This is a genomic window from Paenibacillus sp. 2TAB23 (assembly GCF_052115165.1).
GTDB lineage: Bacteria > Bacillota > Bacilli > Paenibacillales > Paenibacillaceae > Pristimantibacillus.
In genome coordinates, this window is sequence record NZ_JBFRGD010000001.1 from 37,062 (window position 1) to 53,772 (window position 16,711).

Genomic DNA, 16,711 nt, shown 5'->3' on the forward strand with positions numbered 1-16,711 from the left:
TCAATTATGCTTCCTATGCAAGAAGCAAGCACCTCTGCATATGACTATTTGACACTGCTGTACCACTCATTAACTTCCTTCGTAATTTGCTCGCCGCCGGATTTTTTCCAGTTCTCTACCATCGTGTCGAACGAATCGACAGGCTGCTGGCCATAGACGATTTTGTTGAACGTTTCGTTAAGCAGTTTATTCAGAAGCTCGTTTTTGCTTTGCATCGTTTCAGTCAATGGGCCCATGTAGTAATTTTTCATGCGAATTGCATTTTGATCCATAACAACCTTCATCGCATCTGTATTCTCTTTCAAACGCGTGTTGAACTCTTGCTTCTCGTAAGGCGTAACCGCTTCGGCGCCGCCAGCAAGCTTCACATGCGTTTCTGCGTACAATGTCGGAATACGAGCGCCTTCGAACGTCAGCGTGTAGAATAGCGGCGGAGCCGTTTGATCCTTCAAGCCCGGGAATAGGTCCGGGTATTTCGCGATATCAGCCGTAATGGAGCCGTCAGGAAGCGTTGCATAGTCATAGCCCTCCGCGAAGCCCTTCTCGAACTCGCTGCCTGGCTGCGGATTAGCCATATTATCGAAGAACCAGTTATAGTAATGAATGATTGCTTCTGGATTTTTAGCTTTTTTGTTTACGAATACGTAACCGTTAGCTGGCGGGTTGCCGCCTGCAGAACCGATTTTGCCGTCAGGACCAGCCGGAATCGGATAAGCCTTGTATTTCGCAGATGGCACGTTGTTCAGAAGATCAGGGAACGGCCATGCTGGAAGCCAGTTCGGTCCGAACATAATGCCTGCTTCGCCTTTCGTGAATAGCTCCGAGCCTGTAGTTTCGTCAAGCAATGCGGAATCCTGTGAAATGTAGCCTTTGTCAAGCCATTCCTTCAATTTGGAAAGTGCTGCTTTGGCCGCCGGATTAATGGAGCCGTGCTCCAGTGTGCCGTCTGCTGCTTGGTTCCATTGGCCTGGCATTGTGCCATGTGCGCCGAAGATGAAGCCGATATCGGTCATCCAGTTCGCAAATCCGTTTTTGAAGCCCGTTGCAAGGCCCAGCGTATTCGCTTTGCTGTCGCCGTCTGGATCATTTTTCACAAATGCTTCCATTACCGCTTCCATCTCGGCTAGCGTAGTAGGTGCTTTCAGATTAAGCTTCGTCAGCCAATCCTCGCGAACCCACATCACATGATCCGCATTGTAAGCGTAATCTAGAATTGGCAATGCCATTTTGTCTCCGCCGCGGCTGATTGGCAGCCAGATGGTTGGATCTAGATCCAAACCTGCTTTGTAAGTATCGTTAGCGTATTTGTCTACCAGGTCGCCTACCGGCATGAACTGTCCGGAGTCAATCAGCATGTTCACCGTTTCCAAGTCACCGCGGTAAGTAACCACATCCGGCATTTCCTCGCCCGACGACAGCATGAGGCGCAGCTTCGTTTTGTAAGCGTCGTTCGTGTTCGTTACAACCCAGTTGTATTTAATGTCGATGCCTAGTCTTTCTTTAACAAGGCGAGTATGAACGTTGTCTTCGATCGTTTCGCCTTCCTTGAAGACTGATCCATTTTGGTTAAGTCCCCACACTGTCGTTAAGGTGACGGGTGTCGTGTACTTGCCATCGGCAAACCCTTCTGCATTGCCTTCTTCTGTTTGTGCAGGCTCATTGCCTGGCTTGTTGCTTGCCGGTGCGTTCGTGCCTTTGTTTGTGTTGTTGCCACCGGAACATGCCGCAATCGCTAGCATAAATGATAGTACCAATAAGACCGAAAGCCACTTCTTCATGCCTTTACCCCCGTAAGTTATATTTTGTTATTAATTACGATATATGTTATATCGCTTGTTTCCAATATACAGCTCGCTTTGCTGGTTCGATAGACCAACTTTTTGTTATTGATGCCTTTTTCTTGCGCTATTCCTTCACGGCTCCAAGAATGATTCCTTTTACAAAATAACGCTGCAGGAACGGATACACGAGCAGGATCGGAAGCGTCCCGATAAAGATTTGCGCCGATTTGACCGTGCGCTGCGAGATATGCTTCAGCTCATTGACATCGGGATTTATTTTATTGAAATCCTGCTGAACAATAATCGTTTGCAAAAAAGTTGATAATGGATATTTTCTATAATCTGTAATATATAACAGACCATCAAACCATGAATTCCAATGTGTAACCATTGTGAATAGTGATATCGTCGCAAGAGCGGGCATCGATATCGGTAAAAAGATACTCCACAACGTCCGGAATTGGCCTGCACCGTCGATTAGCGATGCTTCCTCAAGCTCTTTCGGAACCGCTCGAAAAAAGTTCATGAGCAGGACCATATTGAATACATTGATGGCTCCGGGAAGAACGAGCGCCCAGATCGAGTTCATCAAATCCAAATTGCGGATTAGCATGTACGAAGGAACAATACCACCGCTGAAGAGCATCGTAAAGAGGAAATACCACGTATAGACCGAACGGCTTTTGAATGTCCGCCCATCCTTGGACAAAGCGTAGCCCGCTAGTATCATAAGCGACATGCCCACAACCGTCCCCAGTGCGGTACGCTGCAGGCCTACGAGCAGCGCATTATGGAAGTTATCGTTGTTCAGTGTTTTGGAATAAGCTTCAAAGTTGAAGCCGATCGGCCATAGCTTGACGAGGTTCGCGTTCGCCGGCGAGCTGGCGCTTAAGCTGACCGCAAGAATGTGTACGAGCGGAATGATGCAGGAAATGCAAATGACGGCTAGTAAAATATAGTTGAATACCGAGAATGCTTTATAACCTGATGTTTTGTAATACATGCTTTAACTCCCTCCCCCTTTCTCTAGAAGATGCGATAACCTGCGTATTTGTAAGCCATGCGATAAGAGAACACAATCATGATTAGACCAATAATGGATTTGAACAAGCCAACCGCTGTACCGAAGCTGTATTGACCGTTCAAAATGGCCGTACGATATACGAACGTATCAATAATGTCTCCTTTGTCATAAACAAGCGCATTGTATAGATTAAAGATTTGATCGAAGCCTCCGTTTAGAATATTGCCAAGCGACAGCGTGCCTACCACAACCGCAATTGGAATCATGGAAGGAACGGTAATGTGCAGCGTCTGCTTCCATCTTGTAGCCCCGTCTACCTCGGCAGCCTCGTAAAGGGAAGGATTAACGCCTGAGAGCGCCGCTAGAAACACGATCGTATTAAAGCCGAAGTTTTGCCAGATATCACTGACGACGACCGTGAATCGGAACCAGTTGCCTTCGCCGAGCCAGAATACGGATTCCAATCCGAGCGTGTTGAGAAGCTGATTAACGATGCCTTTGCTTCCGAGCATGTCTGTTAGAATCGCGCCGAGAATGACCCATGAGATGAAATGCGGCAAGTATACGAGCGTTTGAACGACCCGTTTGAAAAACATTTTGCGTACCTCATTCAGCAGTATCGCGAACGTGAACGGCACCACGAGGCCGAACACGATTTTGAGTCCCGAAATGATTAAGGTGTTCATAATAACCTGCTTGCTGTCCGGATACTCGAACATGAACCGAAAATGCTCCAGACCGACAAGCTTCGAACGAAATATACCGTCATATGGCTTGAAGTCCTGAAACGCCATAATAAGTCCACTCATTGGCACGTAAGCGAATATGAAGGTAATGATCGCTGCCGGAAGCAGCATGAGATGCAAGGGCCAAGTGCGGCTAAATAATTCTCTCGCTCTTTTTTCCTTTTGTTGTTTTGGTTTCGTTTCTTGCTGCAGCGGTTTGTTTAGCGCGCTTTCCACTGATCTGCCCCTTTCCAAACAAAATTTGATTGTGTTTTATCATCTCTCCTGTATGATTAATTTTATCAGCAGTCTCTCCTGTTCTATAGACCACGATCTTTGGAAGCATGCCACTTTGTAGACATATGTCACTTTATTTTCATAAAAAGAGAGGTCCCAAGCATGCGTTTACGCGAAAATACGTTTGCCAAAATGATTACCTTGATCATCCTGCTGCTCATCCCGATCATCGTTTTGTATACGCTTTCCATCCAGACAAGCATCGGGGTTATCAACGATGAGATGAAATCGCTGAAGCAGAAGGACATTACGTTTCTCGCCAGCGAAATCGATAAAAGCGTGACCACGCTGTCAACGCTGGGCTTCCTGCTCAGTGAGGATATCCATATCCAGCAGCTGCAAAACCTGCATCTCATCGAGAGCGCTTACCAGCGCAATGACGAGAAGCTGCGCATTCTCGAGCGGCTGCGGCTGCTGAACGTCGCCCAGCGCTGGGATACCCAATACAGCATCACGGCGCCTGCGAGCAAGCAGCTAGTTTCCACCAATACGTATTTGTCCTATGATTTGGATTCGATCAAAAAAATATTTACGCCTAACTGGAAATACAAGGAGATGACGATCCAAAGCATAAAGCAAAACCGCTTCGTTCGTCATATCGTCAAGCCGAAGCGCTTGGAAGGGAATTTGGACAAGGCCGGAATAATCGTCGAAATATCGTTTCCCGAGGAGCATCTCATCAAGGATCTGGATACGTTCAAACTTGCAGGCAAAGGAGATCCTTTCCTGCTGCATGCAGACGGAAGCATGATCAAAAACCGCACGGCCGACAAGGAAATGACAGCGAGCATCCAAGCTTTGATGCAGCAAGCGACGGTCAGCGAGGCTTCCAATCAAATCATTACGATTAGAGGGAATGATTTTCTCGTTACCTCCGCGCATGTCAAAACGCTGGATTGGTATTTGATCGATTATGTGCCGCTTGCGGACGTTCTGAAGCCGATCGTCAAGAGCCGGAATTTATTTTACGGCTCGGTCGGCCTGCTGCTTATTATGAGCTTGCTTGCCGGTTACCTGCTTTACCGGAATGTACAGCGGCCAATTGGCCTGCTTATCCGCAGTGTAAAGCGGCTACAAGAGGGGAACTACGCGACCCGGATTACCGCTAATCCCAAAAATGAGTTCACTTATCTATTCCAGCGGTTTAATGATATGGCCGCCAATACTGAGCAGCTGATACAGAAGGTTTACGTGGAGGAACTGCGCAGGCGCGAGGCTAACGTGAAGCAGCTGCAATCACAGATTAACCCGCATTTCTTATACAATTGCTTTGCGCTCATCCGCAGCCTAGCCCGGCTCGGCAAGAAGGAATCCGTCATGAAGCTCGCGATGCATCTCTCCACCTATTACCGCTATACGACAAGGGTAGAGAAGCTTACGGCTACGCTTAAGGAGGAGCTACAGCTCGTCGAAAGCTATTTGGAAATCCAGCAATTCCATATCCAGCATCTCTCCTACCACATCCAGGTTCCAGAGACGATGCTGTCCGCTGAGCTGCCGCGGCTGCTCCTGCAGCCGATTGTCGAGAACGCCGTTCTGCATGGCATAGAAAGATTCGATGGAGACGGGCTCATTACGATTACCGGTGAGAGCGATGACCGCTATCATACCATTATTGTCGCCGATAACGGGATCGGCATGACCGAGGAGCTGCTGCGCAAGCTCGAGAAAAAAATAATGAATCCGCCCGATGACTCAAGCGGCTGCGCGCTTTGGAACATCCGCCAGCGCATGCTGTTCCAGTTCGGCCAGGAGGCTTCCATCACCTTCCGAATTCGCGATGAAGGCGGCGTTGCCGTTCACCTGTCTTGGCCGCACGAAAACTATTCCAACTAGATGAATCAATAGGAGCTGTGTAAGATGTATCAACTATTAATTGTAGATGACCAGCCTGATCTGGTTGAGGACCTCGCAAGCAACTTGCCTTGGCAATCCGTAGGGATTGCTACTGTATATCAAGCGCATTCGGCAGCGGAAGCGCTTGAGATCATGAACGCCACGCCCATCGATATCGTCATTACCGACATTCATATGCCCGGGCAGTCCGGACTCGATCTAATCGCGCAAATACGAGCCTCTTGGAGCAACGTCAAATGCATCCTGCTCTCGGGCTACAATGACTTCGAATATGCGCAGAGAGCGCTGCAGCATCAGGCAACGGACTATTTGCTCAAGCCCGCCGAGGATGAGGATCTGCTTCAGGCAGTGAAGAAAGCTGCCGGGCAGCTGGAAGAGCATTGGCAAGCGATCAGCTCGCATCATAGCGCGCTGCATTCGTTGAAGGACAACTTGCCGATTCTAAGAAGCCATCTGCTGCTGTCTCTGCTGCAAGGCGAGGCCTTCACCAGCGAGAAGCTGGCGGAGAAGCTGGATATGCTCGATTTTTCCTTTACAATGAATGAGCCATACGGCTTGATGCTTTTGCGGATGGAGGATTATTTCTATGAGCAAACTGAACGCGACAGCGCCCTGCTGGAGTATGCCGTATGCAATATCGCGGAAGAAATCTTCTCCGAGGAGTACAAGCTTTGGCATACGAAGGACGGTCATGGCTATTATGTCTTTGTTATCATGAGCAAAGCCGATGCGCGACAGGAGCAGGCACAGCTGCTGCATCAAATGGAACAAAAAGCGGCACAGCTCCAGCACTACGTCAAGCTGTACTTGAAGGGGACCGTCTCGCTTGTGCTAACGAAACAGGATGCTTTCCCGCTTGCCATGCACGAAACCTATGATTTTTCGTTGATTAACTTCAGGCAGCGAATCGGAAGCGAACGCGGATTTTTGTTAACCGTTACCGAGGAGGCGAAGCATGGAGAGGCCAATTCCCTCTCTCACCTCTACAATCCGCCGCTCTTCATTCATTTATTCGAAGCGGGACAATGGGATGCAATCGAAGAGAAGCTGAGGCTCGTTTTCGAAGAGCTTGAGCTTAAATGGGGAGAATCGCATGAGCATATTCTGGAAACGTATTTCATGATCGTAAGCTCGCTTAGCTTCTCGATTCACAAAAACAAGCTTTGGATGGCTGACATCATGGGAGCCGATTTCAACCAGCTGCTCAGCGGCCCCCATTTCCACACGATCAAGCAGCTTCGTTCCTGGACGGAAAGCATTCTCGCAGCTTATCGGAGCCATATGAGCAGCCGCGTGCAGCATTCCCGTTCCAGTACGGTTCAGAAGGTACAGGAATACGTGTCCGGCCATTTGGAGGATGCGTCCCTGCAATCGATAGCTGCTCATGTTTTCTTGAACCCGTCCTACTTGTCCAAGATTTATAAGCTGGAGACCGGAGAGGGCATCAGTGAATATATTTCACGCTTGAAGATGGAAACGGCCGCTCATATGCTTCGTACTGCACCAGATAAAATTTACGAGATCGCGGCGAAAGTCGGCTATTTGAAAACAAGCTATTTCATTAAAGTATTCAAAGATCGATATGGCATCACGCCTCAGGAGTTTCGAGATCGCTAGCATCCGTCGCACAATAGAAACGGGCGCCATCTATAACGGAAGAAGCGGCCCTGCCCTTTCTGTCCAAATGAACCAAATGCGCAATTGTCTCCGACATCGCAAAGCGCAATTGATGGGCGTTGCCGTTTAACCTTTTCCCAAACAGAGCCTCGCACATGCCATAGGCAGTGCGGGGCTCTTTGCTGAGCATCGCTGCCATTTTGTCCAGCCTGCTGGCATGATGCTGCAGCAGCTCGTCGATTCGTCCGTGGAAATCGGTAAACGGGTCACGATGTCCTGGATAAGCAAGCACAACCTCATATTGCTTGAGCACAAGCAAGCTTTGGAGAAAATCAGCTAACGGATCATTGTCCTCCCACGGAACGACGCTTACGTTAGGCGTGATATGAGGCAGGACTTGGTCGCCGCATATCATCCATTTCCGCTCTGGCTGATAGAAGCACAGCTGACCATTCGCATGCCCCGGTGCATCTATCAACCGCCAGCTTAATCCGCCTATCTGCATGTGCTCTCCCGCTTTGAAATAATGAACCTGCGGCTGAGGCGTCACCATTGCTACAAACGTTTCGAGGTTATCGGCTATCGCTTCTCTTTCCTGCAAAGGCATGCCATGCTCCTCATAGAGCGATTGCAATTGGTGGGAAAAGCCGCTATCCTCTCCCCAAAGCCTTATGGCATACTCATGTGCAGTCCTCGTTATGTATACTGGCGCCCCGCTTCGCTCCTGAACGTAACCTGCCAGCCCGTAGTGATCCGGATGCTGATGCGTCAGGATGACACGTGTTATGTCGCCCCACTGCAGGCCATTTTGCTGCAATACCGCAGTCCATACGTTTATCGCTTCGTCCGTTCGCAGTCCTGGATCAATGATCGTATAGCCGGCCTGCTCCGGTATCAGGTAGCTATTGACCCATTTCAGAGAGAACGGAACGGGCACCTTAATCTGCAGCCAGCCATCCTGCCAGGATGTCGTATAAAAAGAAGTGTCTGCTTCGTTTGCTGTTTGTTTGACTCGGTTCCCATGCGCGCTCTTCATTATTTCGACCTTCCGGTCATGATCATCCGCGGGGAATCGGTTGCTTCATATTCACAGCCGTCATAGTCGCCGTATAATTGCTCCAACACAAGTCCCGCATCGGCTAGATTGCGCTCGAACCAAGCAAGAGGAAACAACCTGACACGCTCTAGGTATTGCCTTTTGTTCGCTTGATTCTTCAATTCCGTGACCGTAATTTCCTTCTGAACCCAACCATTTTTGACCGAGCGAAACTCTTGAATATGGATGCCTTCTTCCTCATCCACCCGATCCGAACTCGGAACAAGCGTCTTCTCCACGTAAGCAGGATTTAGAAAATCAATCAGAAAAGAACCATTTTTGCGTAGTACCTTAGCGATTTGCCTTAACACGTTCACGTTATCCTCCTCCAGCGAAAAATAACCGAAGGACGTAAATAAATTAACGGTGCAATCAAAGCTTCCTGGCTCAAAGGGCAGCTCCCGCATATCGCCCTGCCTCCAATTAACCAGGCCTTTCTCATCATGCTTCCTTGCTTCTTCAAGCAACGTCTGAGATAGATCTATTCCCGTTACCGAATAACCAAAGCCCGCCAAAGCCAATGCATGCCGCCCCATGCCGCAGCCAATATCCAGCATCTGCGCATCCTCCGGGAGCTTCAGCCACGCGATCATTTTACGGGCTTCTTCATTTGCGTTTTCCCAGTCCCTATGTTTGTAGACAAGCATATAATCGGAGCCGAAGCTCTGTTCGTACCATGGTTTCATTATGTAGCTCTCCTTCATTATGAACCTTTCAGACCCAAACGTTATGATTGCTTCATTGTACTTGAATTCGTGCATAGTCGCAAAACGAATTGAGCTATATAAAATGAACTAAACATCAGTATGCCGTTATCACTGCGTGACCAAAGTCATTCTTCCGATCGCGGTTGCAGCCAAATGGTTTTGGTTCGTTAACTTCATATATGGTTACCATTTGGTCTGCAAAAGCGAACATTCCATTTCTCCAGAACGACTTTGTTCTCTCTGCTTGACTGCTCATTCATTAGTTCAACTTATATAGGCATATTTTATGGTTTTATGTGCAAACTATGGAAGCTTATCCAGTAGTCATCCCTCATCCAGGATGCATAGAAAGGAGATCCTACCTATGAACGAACGTATCCGATTATTGTTTGCGGAAGCTGTGGATATCAAGATCGAGGTACTGCAGAACAGCGAAATGACGATTGAAATTGCATATATCGCGCCGCTTTGCGAGGAAAATAAAATCAATGATTTTATCATCGTCCCTTTCACCAAAGATTTCTACCCGTTTGATAGCCAGCTGAAAACAAATCCCGATTACCGCAAGGTCGACGATGTCGCCAAATGGCAGGATCTGATGTTACGAGGAAATGTACTCATAGAATCCGACGGCATTATTTATTCTTTTGAAGCTTCCCGGATCATCAGCATCGAGAACCCGCAGACGCAGGTAGAAAGCGCTATACAGGGTCCTCAGCTTGCTCTAAGCGAAGATTTGAACATCTCGCTGAACCTCATCCGCAGCATGTACCCTTCAGCGGATTTGTCCGTAGAGGAGCATACCATAGGTTCTTTGTCCAAAACGCCTGTACTGGCTTTATTCGATCAAAGACGCGTGGACCCTACGGTACTCGATAGCGTTCGTACGAAGCTCACGACGATCAACGTAGAAATGCTGCATGCAGCAGGAGAATTGGAGAAGCTGCTCGTTGGGAAACGCAAGCATTTGTTCCCGACCATCCTTATTACGGAGCGTCCTGACCGAATTACCAAAGCCCTTTCCAAAGGCAAAATCATTATTTTGCTCAAAGGAAATATGTTTGCGATTATTTTACCTGCTACCTTTTTCGATTTCATGCATGCAATGGAGGATGATTACGATGCTTACTGGATGACACGATTTCTTATCTTCCTTAGGTATACTTCTATCGTATTGACGATTACATTGCCAGCGCTCTATATCTCGGTTGTATCCTACAACCCGGAGCTGTTTCGCGTGCAGCTCGCTTTCTCGATTGCGGGAAGCCGCTCCGCGGTCCCTTACCCTTCGTTTATCGAAGTATTTATTATGCTTTTTATGATCGAAACGCTTATTGAAGCGAGTATTCGCTTGCCGCGCTATATCGGCTCTACAGCTACGACGGTCGGAGGGCTTATTCTCGGACAAGCAGCCCAGCAAGCGGGGTTAGTCAGCAGCATTATGATCATTGTGACATCGGTTGTGGCGATCTCTAACTTTGTCATTCCCGTCAATTCACTTTCCTTTGCCATACGTTTCTTGAAATATCCATTAATCGGCATTTCCATATTTTTCGGGATCTCAGGTGTCGCGGTTGGCTTGTTCGTTTACATTGCCTATCTCTGCAATCTGAGAAGCTTTGGAAAACCATATATGCGCATCTTCGGAAAATTAAGACCTCTGGAAGGTGATATCGGGCAGGTGAAGATTAAATGAACCGCTATGTTTTTTATAATTTTATGCTCGTCAGCTTTATCAACTTGATGCTTTACGTCCCCCATATATTAATTCAATACCGTTATACAGGTGCCGTATCATCTATTGTAATCGGCATTCTAATCGGTACGATTCTCGTTTACCTGTATACAAGCGCCATGGCTCGGTTCCCTGGCAAGGGGCTGCCTGAAATTTTAAAGCTGTATAATCCAAAATGGCTCGTCTCCATCATGATGTTTTTTCTCGCGATCATGTGGTGGTTTGCGACGACCGTCGTAGTCGTAGCCTATGCGGTGCTAATCAACCGCTTCTTTAATCCCGATGCCAATACAATCGTCATTCTGATTATGCTGGTCCTTGCCTGCGGCTATGCGGCTACCCGATCGACGCTGTCGGTCATGTTTGTCGTTGAGATCGGGCTGATCATCAATGCGCCAATCATCCTGTTTGTATTGTTCAAAGCTGTGCGCAGCACGCAGCTCAGCTGGGATGCCATCCATATTGTTGCCAATTACGTAACCGCGATGCCTACCTTATCCTGCATTGCAGCAGCATCGTTTATTTTTACGGGTTACATTAATTTATCGCTGTTCAATCGGCTGCTTCCGCCTAATTTCCGCTTTAAATTCCGGTTTATCTATCCACTCTTCGGTGCCATGATCCTGCTGATTACCTTCTTTGTTCCTATCGGCTTTCACGGTACCGAGGGCGTAGCGCAATACATATACGTATGGAGCCTTACAGCCGACTCGCTGCTGATGCAATACGGGTTTATCGAGCGCGTGTTGTTTCTATTCCTGATCGTTTATTTAAATTTGACACTCGTTTATACGATGTCAGGCTGGCATCAAGCGATGGAGTTCGTCAAAAGCAGCTTCCCAAGCTATAAACCTGAAATCGACAGTCCCCAAACACCTGTATCCAATTATGTCATTGTCGGCATCTTTGCTCTACTAAGTGTGCTCTATCTCGTCATGACAAACGAAAAAATCAATATGCAGATTACATCCTATTGGCTTATCGTGCGATTATTCGTTGAAATCGGTACCGTGATCTGGGTATTCGTATTAAGCAGGAAAGGGGCAAAAGCCGCGTGAGACTATTCATCCGAATCTTTCTTGCATTGTTTGCAGTCAGTCTGCTCGGAGGCTGCGGTTTTAAGGATATTGACAAGCGCTTCTTTGTCGTTGCGCTCGGAATAGACCAGTCTGACAACGAGAAGAAGCCTTATCGGCTCACTTTGCAGCTTGCCGTACCCTCTCCTAAAATCGAACCTGGCGCTTCCAAAACACAAATTGAAACGATTGATTCCCAAAGCATTGCGGAAGGCGTGCGCATGCTGAAAGCCTACGTCGACAAGGAGCTTGATTTCGGGCATTGCAAAGTGTTTCTCATCGGCGAGAAGCTTGCACGAAAAGATTATCAGGACTTACTGCAGTGGATGTCCAGGAGAAGGGACATTCAAAGCGTCGCCGACATTGCAATCGGCAAGCCTGACGCAGAGTCCTTGCTACAGGTGCAGCCTTTGTCTGAGCGATATCCGGGCAACACTTTATTTCTAAGCTTTGGAGCAGACGGAACAGAATCCTCCTACACCTATGTAGAATCTGTATCCGATTTCTCAAGACGTGCCTCAGAGAAAGGGCTTGATCCCTTAATGCCTGTAATCTATAAGGATACCAAAGAAAGCTTCATTATCAACCGAACCGCGCTTCTCAACAAAAAAAGGGTAAAGCTGATTTTATCATCAGCAGAATCCCAGCTTTATAATCAGCTTGCGAATGATTTCACCAAATCTTCGATGCATGGCATGTTTGAGGGCATGGACCTCGTCGTCGCCATAACTGCAATCCATTCCAACTTCCGCATCGGGAAACAAAATGGAGAGGATACCATCACGGTAAATATTAAGATGCGGGTTGTGTTCGAGGAGGCACCTAAAGGTCTTTATGACGAACAATGGCGACCAATTGAGATCAGTCTTAATCAGGAATATGCCAAATCCTGTCTAGCCCTGCTTAAAAAAATCCAAAAAGCGAACGTGGACCCCATCGGCTTTGGGCTGCGCTACCGCGCAAACCATCCGGGAAAGGATGTCTGGAAAGAATGGAAATCCATTTACCCGAATATTGCGTTTAAAGTAAATGCCGATATTCGAATTGAGGGCACTGGGCTTATTAAATAAACAAAGTGCCGCTTGGGAGTTTCCTAGCGGCACTTTGATTAGAAGCTGCTTATTATTTAAGGAGCAGTCTTTTCGTTTTCTTCAGCTCGTCAATCGTTCCTGCTCCAATGCCGAACATCGCTGTTCGCAGCTCGAACTCAATCCGCTCGAACTGCTGGCGAAGCTGTTCCTGCGATAGGATGCTGCTGTCGTTGGCCGCTTGGGGAAGCAGGACCCGTCCGTATCCCGCAAGATCGGCGCCAAGTGCAATGGCTTTGGCTGCGTCAACCCCGCTGCGTAGGCCGCCGCTGGCAATAATGATAGCGCTTGGCAGCCGATCACGGATTTCTATTACACTATCAGCTGTCGGAATGCCCCAATCAGCAAATGACTCCGCTGCCTGTCTACGGAGCTCGTCGCTGGAGCGGAATTTCTCGACCTGACTCCATGAGGTGCCTCCCGCTCCAGCAGCATCGATAAAGGAAACGCCTACATTGGCAAGCGCTTCAGCCGTGTCCGCATCAATGCCCCAGCCAACCTCTTTCACTCCTACCGGTACGTGCAGCGTTTTGCACACCTGTTCAATGGCGGGCAGCAGCCTGCGGAAATCGGTATCTCCCTCGGGCTGAAACACTTCCTGCATGCTGTTGAGATGAAGGACGAGCGCGTCAGCCTCCGCTATATTTACCGCTCTGCGGCATGATTCTACACCGAATCCATAGTTGAATTGTACCGCGCCAATATTAGCAATGACCGGCACGGACGGCGCGTCGCGGCGAATCGAGAAGGAGCTGGCCAGCTCTTCGTTCTCAATGGCTGCCCGCATCGAGCCAAGTCCGATTGCCCAGCCCCGCTCCTCTGCAACGATTGCCAAGCGGCGATTAATCGCCCCGGCCTCGTCAGTGCCTCCAGTCATGGAGCTTACGAGAAGCGGCGCGCCCAGCCTCTTTCCAAACCACTCTGTTTCCAAACTAATCTCGCTGAAGGAAAGCTCCGGCAGCGCATTGTGCTTAAAACGGTATCGCTCCAAACCCGTCTCGATGCCTACGCTGTTTACCTGCTCCTGCAGGCAAATTCGTATATGCTCTCCCTTTCGCTTCGCGGTAGCTGCTTGCTGATCAACTGACATGCTCGTACCTCCCAAGCGCAAACGGTCGGCGGCTTTTCTATGGCAATGCCGCTCGCATTTCGCTTCTCTATCATTTTATATCTTATACTGTTTAATTAGCTCCTCGGCGACAAGCTGACCATATAGCGCCACAATTGGCGTCCCGCCTTTCGGATACGTTGTCCCGCCTGTAAAACAAAACAACTTAATCCCAGCCACTTAATATCGGCAGCGCGGTTGCCCGGACGGAAAAGGCCTTCTTTGCACCGTTTGAGGAAATGCCGTATATAGAACCTTACAGCTAGACATTCTCATACTAGCATAGCATAATTTTCTGTTTCTCGCTCCCAGCTCCATGACTTTGACACATATGGAGCGTTCACCAGCACGAATAGGCTGCTCGCTCCTCGACATGAGCCAGTATCGCAATTATGGCAGGATAAGCATAGGGAGGAGATGCGCCAACATAGGTCCCGTATCTGACCAGTATCACAAGCGTATTTTGATGGCCGATATCTCGTCTTCGCAGCTTAAGCTGTCCTTCACTTTAAAATGATTTTTACAATCATTAATTTGGAGTTTACAATCATTTTATATTGTTAATTCGTCATTTTTCCTATAAAATAAAGATAATGAAATCACCGAGGGGGCATTCACATGGAAAAGATTATTTTTCAAACGCAAGAGGAACTAGACGCTTATGCAGCTCAGCTTTTTATAAATCTCGTTAAAGAAAAACCTAACGCCGTGCTTGGACTCGCAACTGGATCGACACCTATCGGCATTTATGACAAAATAGTAGAGTCTTATAATAAAGATAAAGTCAGCTTCAAGGACGCAACCTCCTTCAATCTGGACGAATATGTCGGCATAGCGCCTGAGAATGAACAAAGCTACGCGCATTATATGAACAAGCATTTATTCTCCCATATTGATATGCCTGCCCAAAATGCTCACCTGCCTAACGGCATGGCCGCTGACATGCATGAGGAATCCGCACGTTATGATGCAATGCTTGAGGCTCAGCCTGTCGATATGCAACTGCTTGGCCTTGGGCACAACGGCCATATCGGCTTCAACGAACCGGACGTTCACTTATCGGGGGGCACGCATGCTGTAAAGCTGAAAGAAGAAACCCGCGAAGCGAATGCCCGCTTCTTCGCTTCCATGGATGAAGTTCCTGAATATGCGATTACGATGGGCGTAGGCTCTATTCTCAAAGCAAATACGCTATTGTTGGTCGTTCGCGGCGCTGACAAAGCACAAATTGTGAAGGAAGCTTTAACGGGGCCGATTACGACCAGCGTTCCTGCTTCCTTGCTCCAAACACATGCCCGCGTCATTGTTTTGCTCGATCGCGAGGCTGGAAGGATGTTGGCCTAACCGATGAAAAGTTGTACGAATTGGCTTATTCATAATGTGAATATCGTGCTTGAGGATCGTGTAGTATACGGCAGCGTTATCGTGCAAAATGGCAAAATTACGCAGTTGGTTACGGAGGATTCGTCTAATGCAGCTGCCATAGCTGCGGAAAGCGGACTATCCACCATCGATGGCGAGAATGGATACCTGCTTCCCGGCTTCATTGATGTCCATGTACACGGCGGCTTCGGTGCTGATTTCATGGATGCCGACAAAGGCAGCTTCGATACGATCACTCGTTTTCACGCTTCGCAAGGCACGACTGGCATGCTTGCGACTACAATGACCGCTTCAAAAGAAGCGATTGAAGCCGTATTGCATGCGGTATCTGATTACCGCAGCACTGACATGCCATATGCGGCATTATATGGCGTCCATTTGGAAGGGCCATTTATTAGCGAGAAGTGGCCTGGCGCTCAAAACCCGGCATTTATCAAGACCCCGCAGCTCGAATGGATGCAGCAATGGCAAACGGCTTGGCCAGGGCTCGTGCGGCAGCTTACTTTGGCACCTGAGAAGGAAGGCTCCATTGAAACGATTGCTTGGCTCGCTGAACAAGGCATCGTTACGGCATGCGGCCATACCGATGCCGTATATGAAGAGGTCATTGCAGCGGCTGACGCCGGCTTGTCGCAGGCGGTTCATACTTACAATGCGATGCGTGGACTGCATCACCGTGAGCCAGGAACGCTCGGCGCAGTGCTGACCGATGACCGTATTGCTGCCGAGCTTATTGCTGACGGCGTACATGTTCATCCCGCAGCGATCCGGCTTCTGCTTGCAGCAAAACCTGCTGAGAAGGTTATTCTCATTACGGATGCTATGGCTGCCGCTGGCATGCCTGATGGCGAATACAGTTTAGGCGGCCTAGCCGTTGTCGTGAAGGATGGGGAAGCCCGCCTGCGCGAAGGGGATGCCCTTGCAGGCAGCTGTTTAACGATGATCGGCGCGCTTCGCTTTATGCGCGAGCATACGGCATTGCCGCTGGAGCAGCTCAGCAGGCTGGCAAGCGGCAATGCCGCAAAGCAGCTTGGCATGAGCGAGCTTACCGGCTCTATCGCTAGCGGCAAGCAAGCCGACTTGGTCTGGACGGATGCTGAGCTGCAAATCAAGCAAACTTGGGTACAAGGACGTTCGGTATTCGAAGCCAGCTCAAACGAGGCTTAACTTAATAGTATGGCAATAGCAAAGAGCACGGGCATTCATTATTGCCCCGT

The 16,711-nt window shown here is 48.6% G+C and carries 13 protein-coding genes; 7 read left to right on the forward strand and 6 right to left on the reverse strand.

All coding sequences use genetic code 11. The features are described 5' to 3' along the window. Nucleotides 1–44: 44 nt before the first annotated feature. The 3 genes from AB4Z29_RS00135 to AB4Z29_RS00145 form a co-directional block, all read right to left on the reverse strand. Complete coding sequence (locus tag AB4Z29_RS00135) at nt 45–1,778, reverse strand: extracellular solute-binding protein (protein WP_441941156.1); 1,734 nt, start codon at nt 1,776–1,778, stop codon at nt 45–47. A gap of 127 nt (nt 1,779–1,905) precedes the next feature. Next, on the reverse strand, nt 1,906–2,784 hold the full coding sequence (locus AB4Z29_RS00140; RefSeq protein WP_183557542.1) for a carbohydrate ABC transporter permease: 879 nt from the start codon (nt 2,782–2,784) through the stop codon (nt 1,906–1,908). Between the two features lie 23 nt (nt 2,785–2,807). Continuing rightward, a complete protein-coding gene (locus AB4Z29_RS00145; RefSeq protein WP_183558463.1) occupies nt 2,808–3,662 on the reverse strand; it encodes an ABC transporter permease in 855 nt (284 codons plus the stop codon). A 267-nt stretch (nt 3,663–3,929) separates the two neighbouring features. Between AB4Z29_RS00145 and AB4Z29_RS00150 the strand changes: the two genes are divergently transcribed. Both AB4Z29_RS00150 and AB4Z29_RS00155 read left to right on the forward strand, forming a co-directional pair. After that, entirely contained in the window at nt 3,930–5,663 is a 1,734-nt protein-coding gene (locus AB4Z29_RS00150) for a sensor histidine kinase (RefSeq protein WP_183557539.1), read from the forward strand. A 24-nt stretch (nt 5,664–5,687) separates the two neighbouring features. After that, nucleotides 5,688–7,301 (forward strand): response regulator transcription factor, encoded by a 1,614-nt coding sequence (locus AB4Z29_RS00155; RefSeq protein ID WP_441941157.1) that lies wholly within the window; start codon nt 5,688–5,690, stop codon nt 7,299–7,301. On the opposite strand, the gene AB4Z29_RS00160 is transcribed toward AB4Z29_RS00155, so the two are convergent. Continuing rightward, the gene (locus AB4Z29_RS00160; RefSeq protein ID WP_441941158.1) at nt 7,273–8,337 is read right to left on the reverse strand and encodes an MBL fold metallo-hydrolase; all 1,065 of its coding nucleotides are present in this window, start codon (nt 8,335–8,337) and stop codon (nt 7,273–7,275) included. The genes AB4Z29_RS00155 and AB4Z29_RS00160 overlap by 29 nt on opposite strands. Then, a complete protein-coding gene (locus AB4Z29_RS00165) occupies nt 8,337–9,083 on the reverse strand; it encodes a class I SAM-dependent methyltransferase (RefSeq protein ID WP_441941159.1) in 747 nt (248 codons plus the stop codon). Before AB4Z29_RS00165 ends, AB4Z29_RS00160 begins: the two co-directional genes overlap by 1 nt. 385 nt (nt 9,084–9,468) lie before the next feature. Here AB4Z29_RS00165 and AB4Z29_RS00170 point away from each other — a divergent pair, with 385 nt between their 5' ends. From AB4Z29_RS00170 to AB4Z29_RS00180, 3 genes are read left to right on the forward strand one after another with little or no spacing between them, the layout of a single operon-like run. Beyond that, nucleotides 9,469–10,800: a spore germination protein gene (locus AB4Z29_RS00170; RefSeq protein WP_441941160.1), complete on the forward strand. Its 1,332-nt coding sequence runs from the start codon at nt 9,469–9,471 to the stop codon at nt 10,798–10,800. Continuing rightward, nucleotides 10,797–11,897 (forward strand): GerAB/ArcD/ProY family transporter, encoded by a 1,101-nt coding sequence (locus AB4Z29_RS00175; RefSeq protein ID WP_441941161.1) that lies wholly within the window; start codon nt 10,797–10,799, stop codon nt 11,895–11,897. The genes AB4Z29_RS00170 and AB4Z29_RS00175 overlap by 4 nt, the downstream gene beginning before the upstream one ends. Continuing rightward, nucleotides 11,894–12,985 (forward strand): Ger(x)C family spore germination protein, encoded by a 1,092-nt coding sequence (locus AB4Z29_RS00180; protein ID WP_441941162.1) that lies wholly within the window; start codon nt 11,894–11,896, stop codon nt 12,983–12,985. The genes AB4Z29_RS00175 and AB4Z29_RS00180 overlap by 4 nt, the downstream gene beginning before the upstream one ends. Nucleotides 12,986–13,037: 52 nt before the next feature. On the opposite strand, the gene fni is transcribed toward AB4Z29_RS00180, so the two are convergent. Then, nucleotides 13,038–14,093, reverse strand: coding sequence for a type 2 isopentenyl-diphosphate Delta-isomerase (gene fni, locus AB4Z29_RS00185; RefSeq protein WP_441941163.1), 1,056 nt, complete (start codon nt 14,091–14,093; stop codon nt 13,038–13,040). Between the two features lie 636 nt (nt 14,094–14,729). Between fni and nagB the strand changes: the two genes are divergently transcribed. Both nagB and nagA read left to right on the forward strand, forming a co-directional pair. After that, nucleotides 14,730–15,455 carry a glucosamine-6-phosphate deaminase gene (nagB, locus tag AB4Z29_RS00190; RefSeq protein ID WP_441941164.1) on the forward strand — a complete coding sequence of 242 codons (726 nt, stop codon included), beginning with the start codon at nt 14,730–14,732 and terminating at the stop codon, nt 15,453–15,455. 3 nt (nt 15,456–15,458) lie between these two features. After that, nucleotides 15,459–16,661 carry an N-acetylglucosamine-6-phosphate deacetylase gene (gene nagA / locus AB4Z29_RS00195; RefSeq protein WP_441941165.1) on the forward strand — a complete coding sequence of 401 codons (1,203 nt, stop codon included), beginning with the start codon at nt 15,459–15,461 and terminating at the stop codon, nt 16,659–16,661. Nucleotides 16,662–16,711 lie beyond the last annotated feature (50 nt).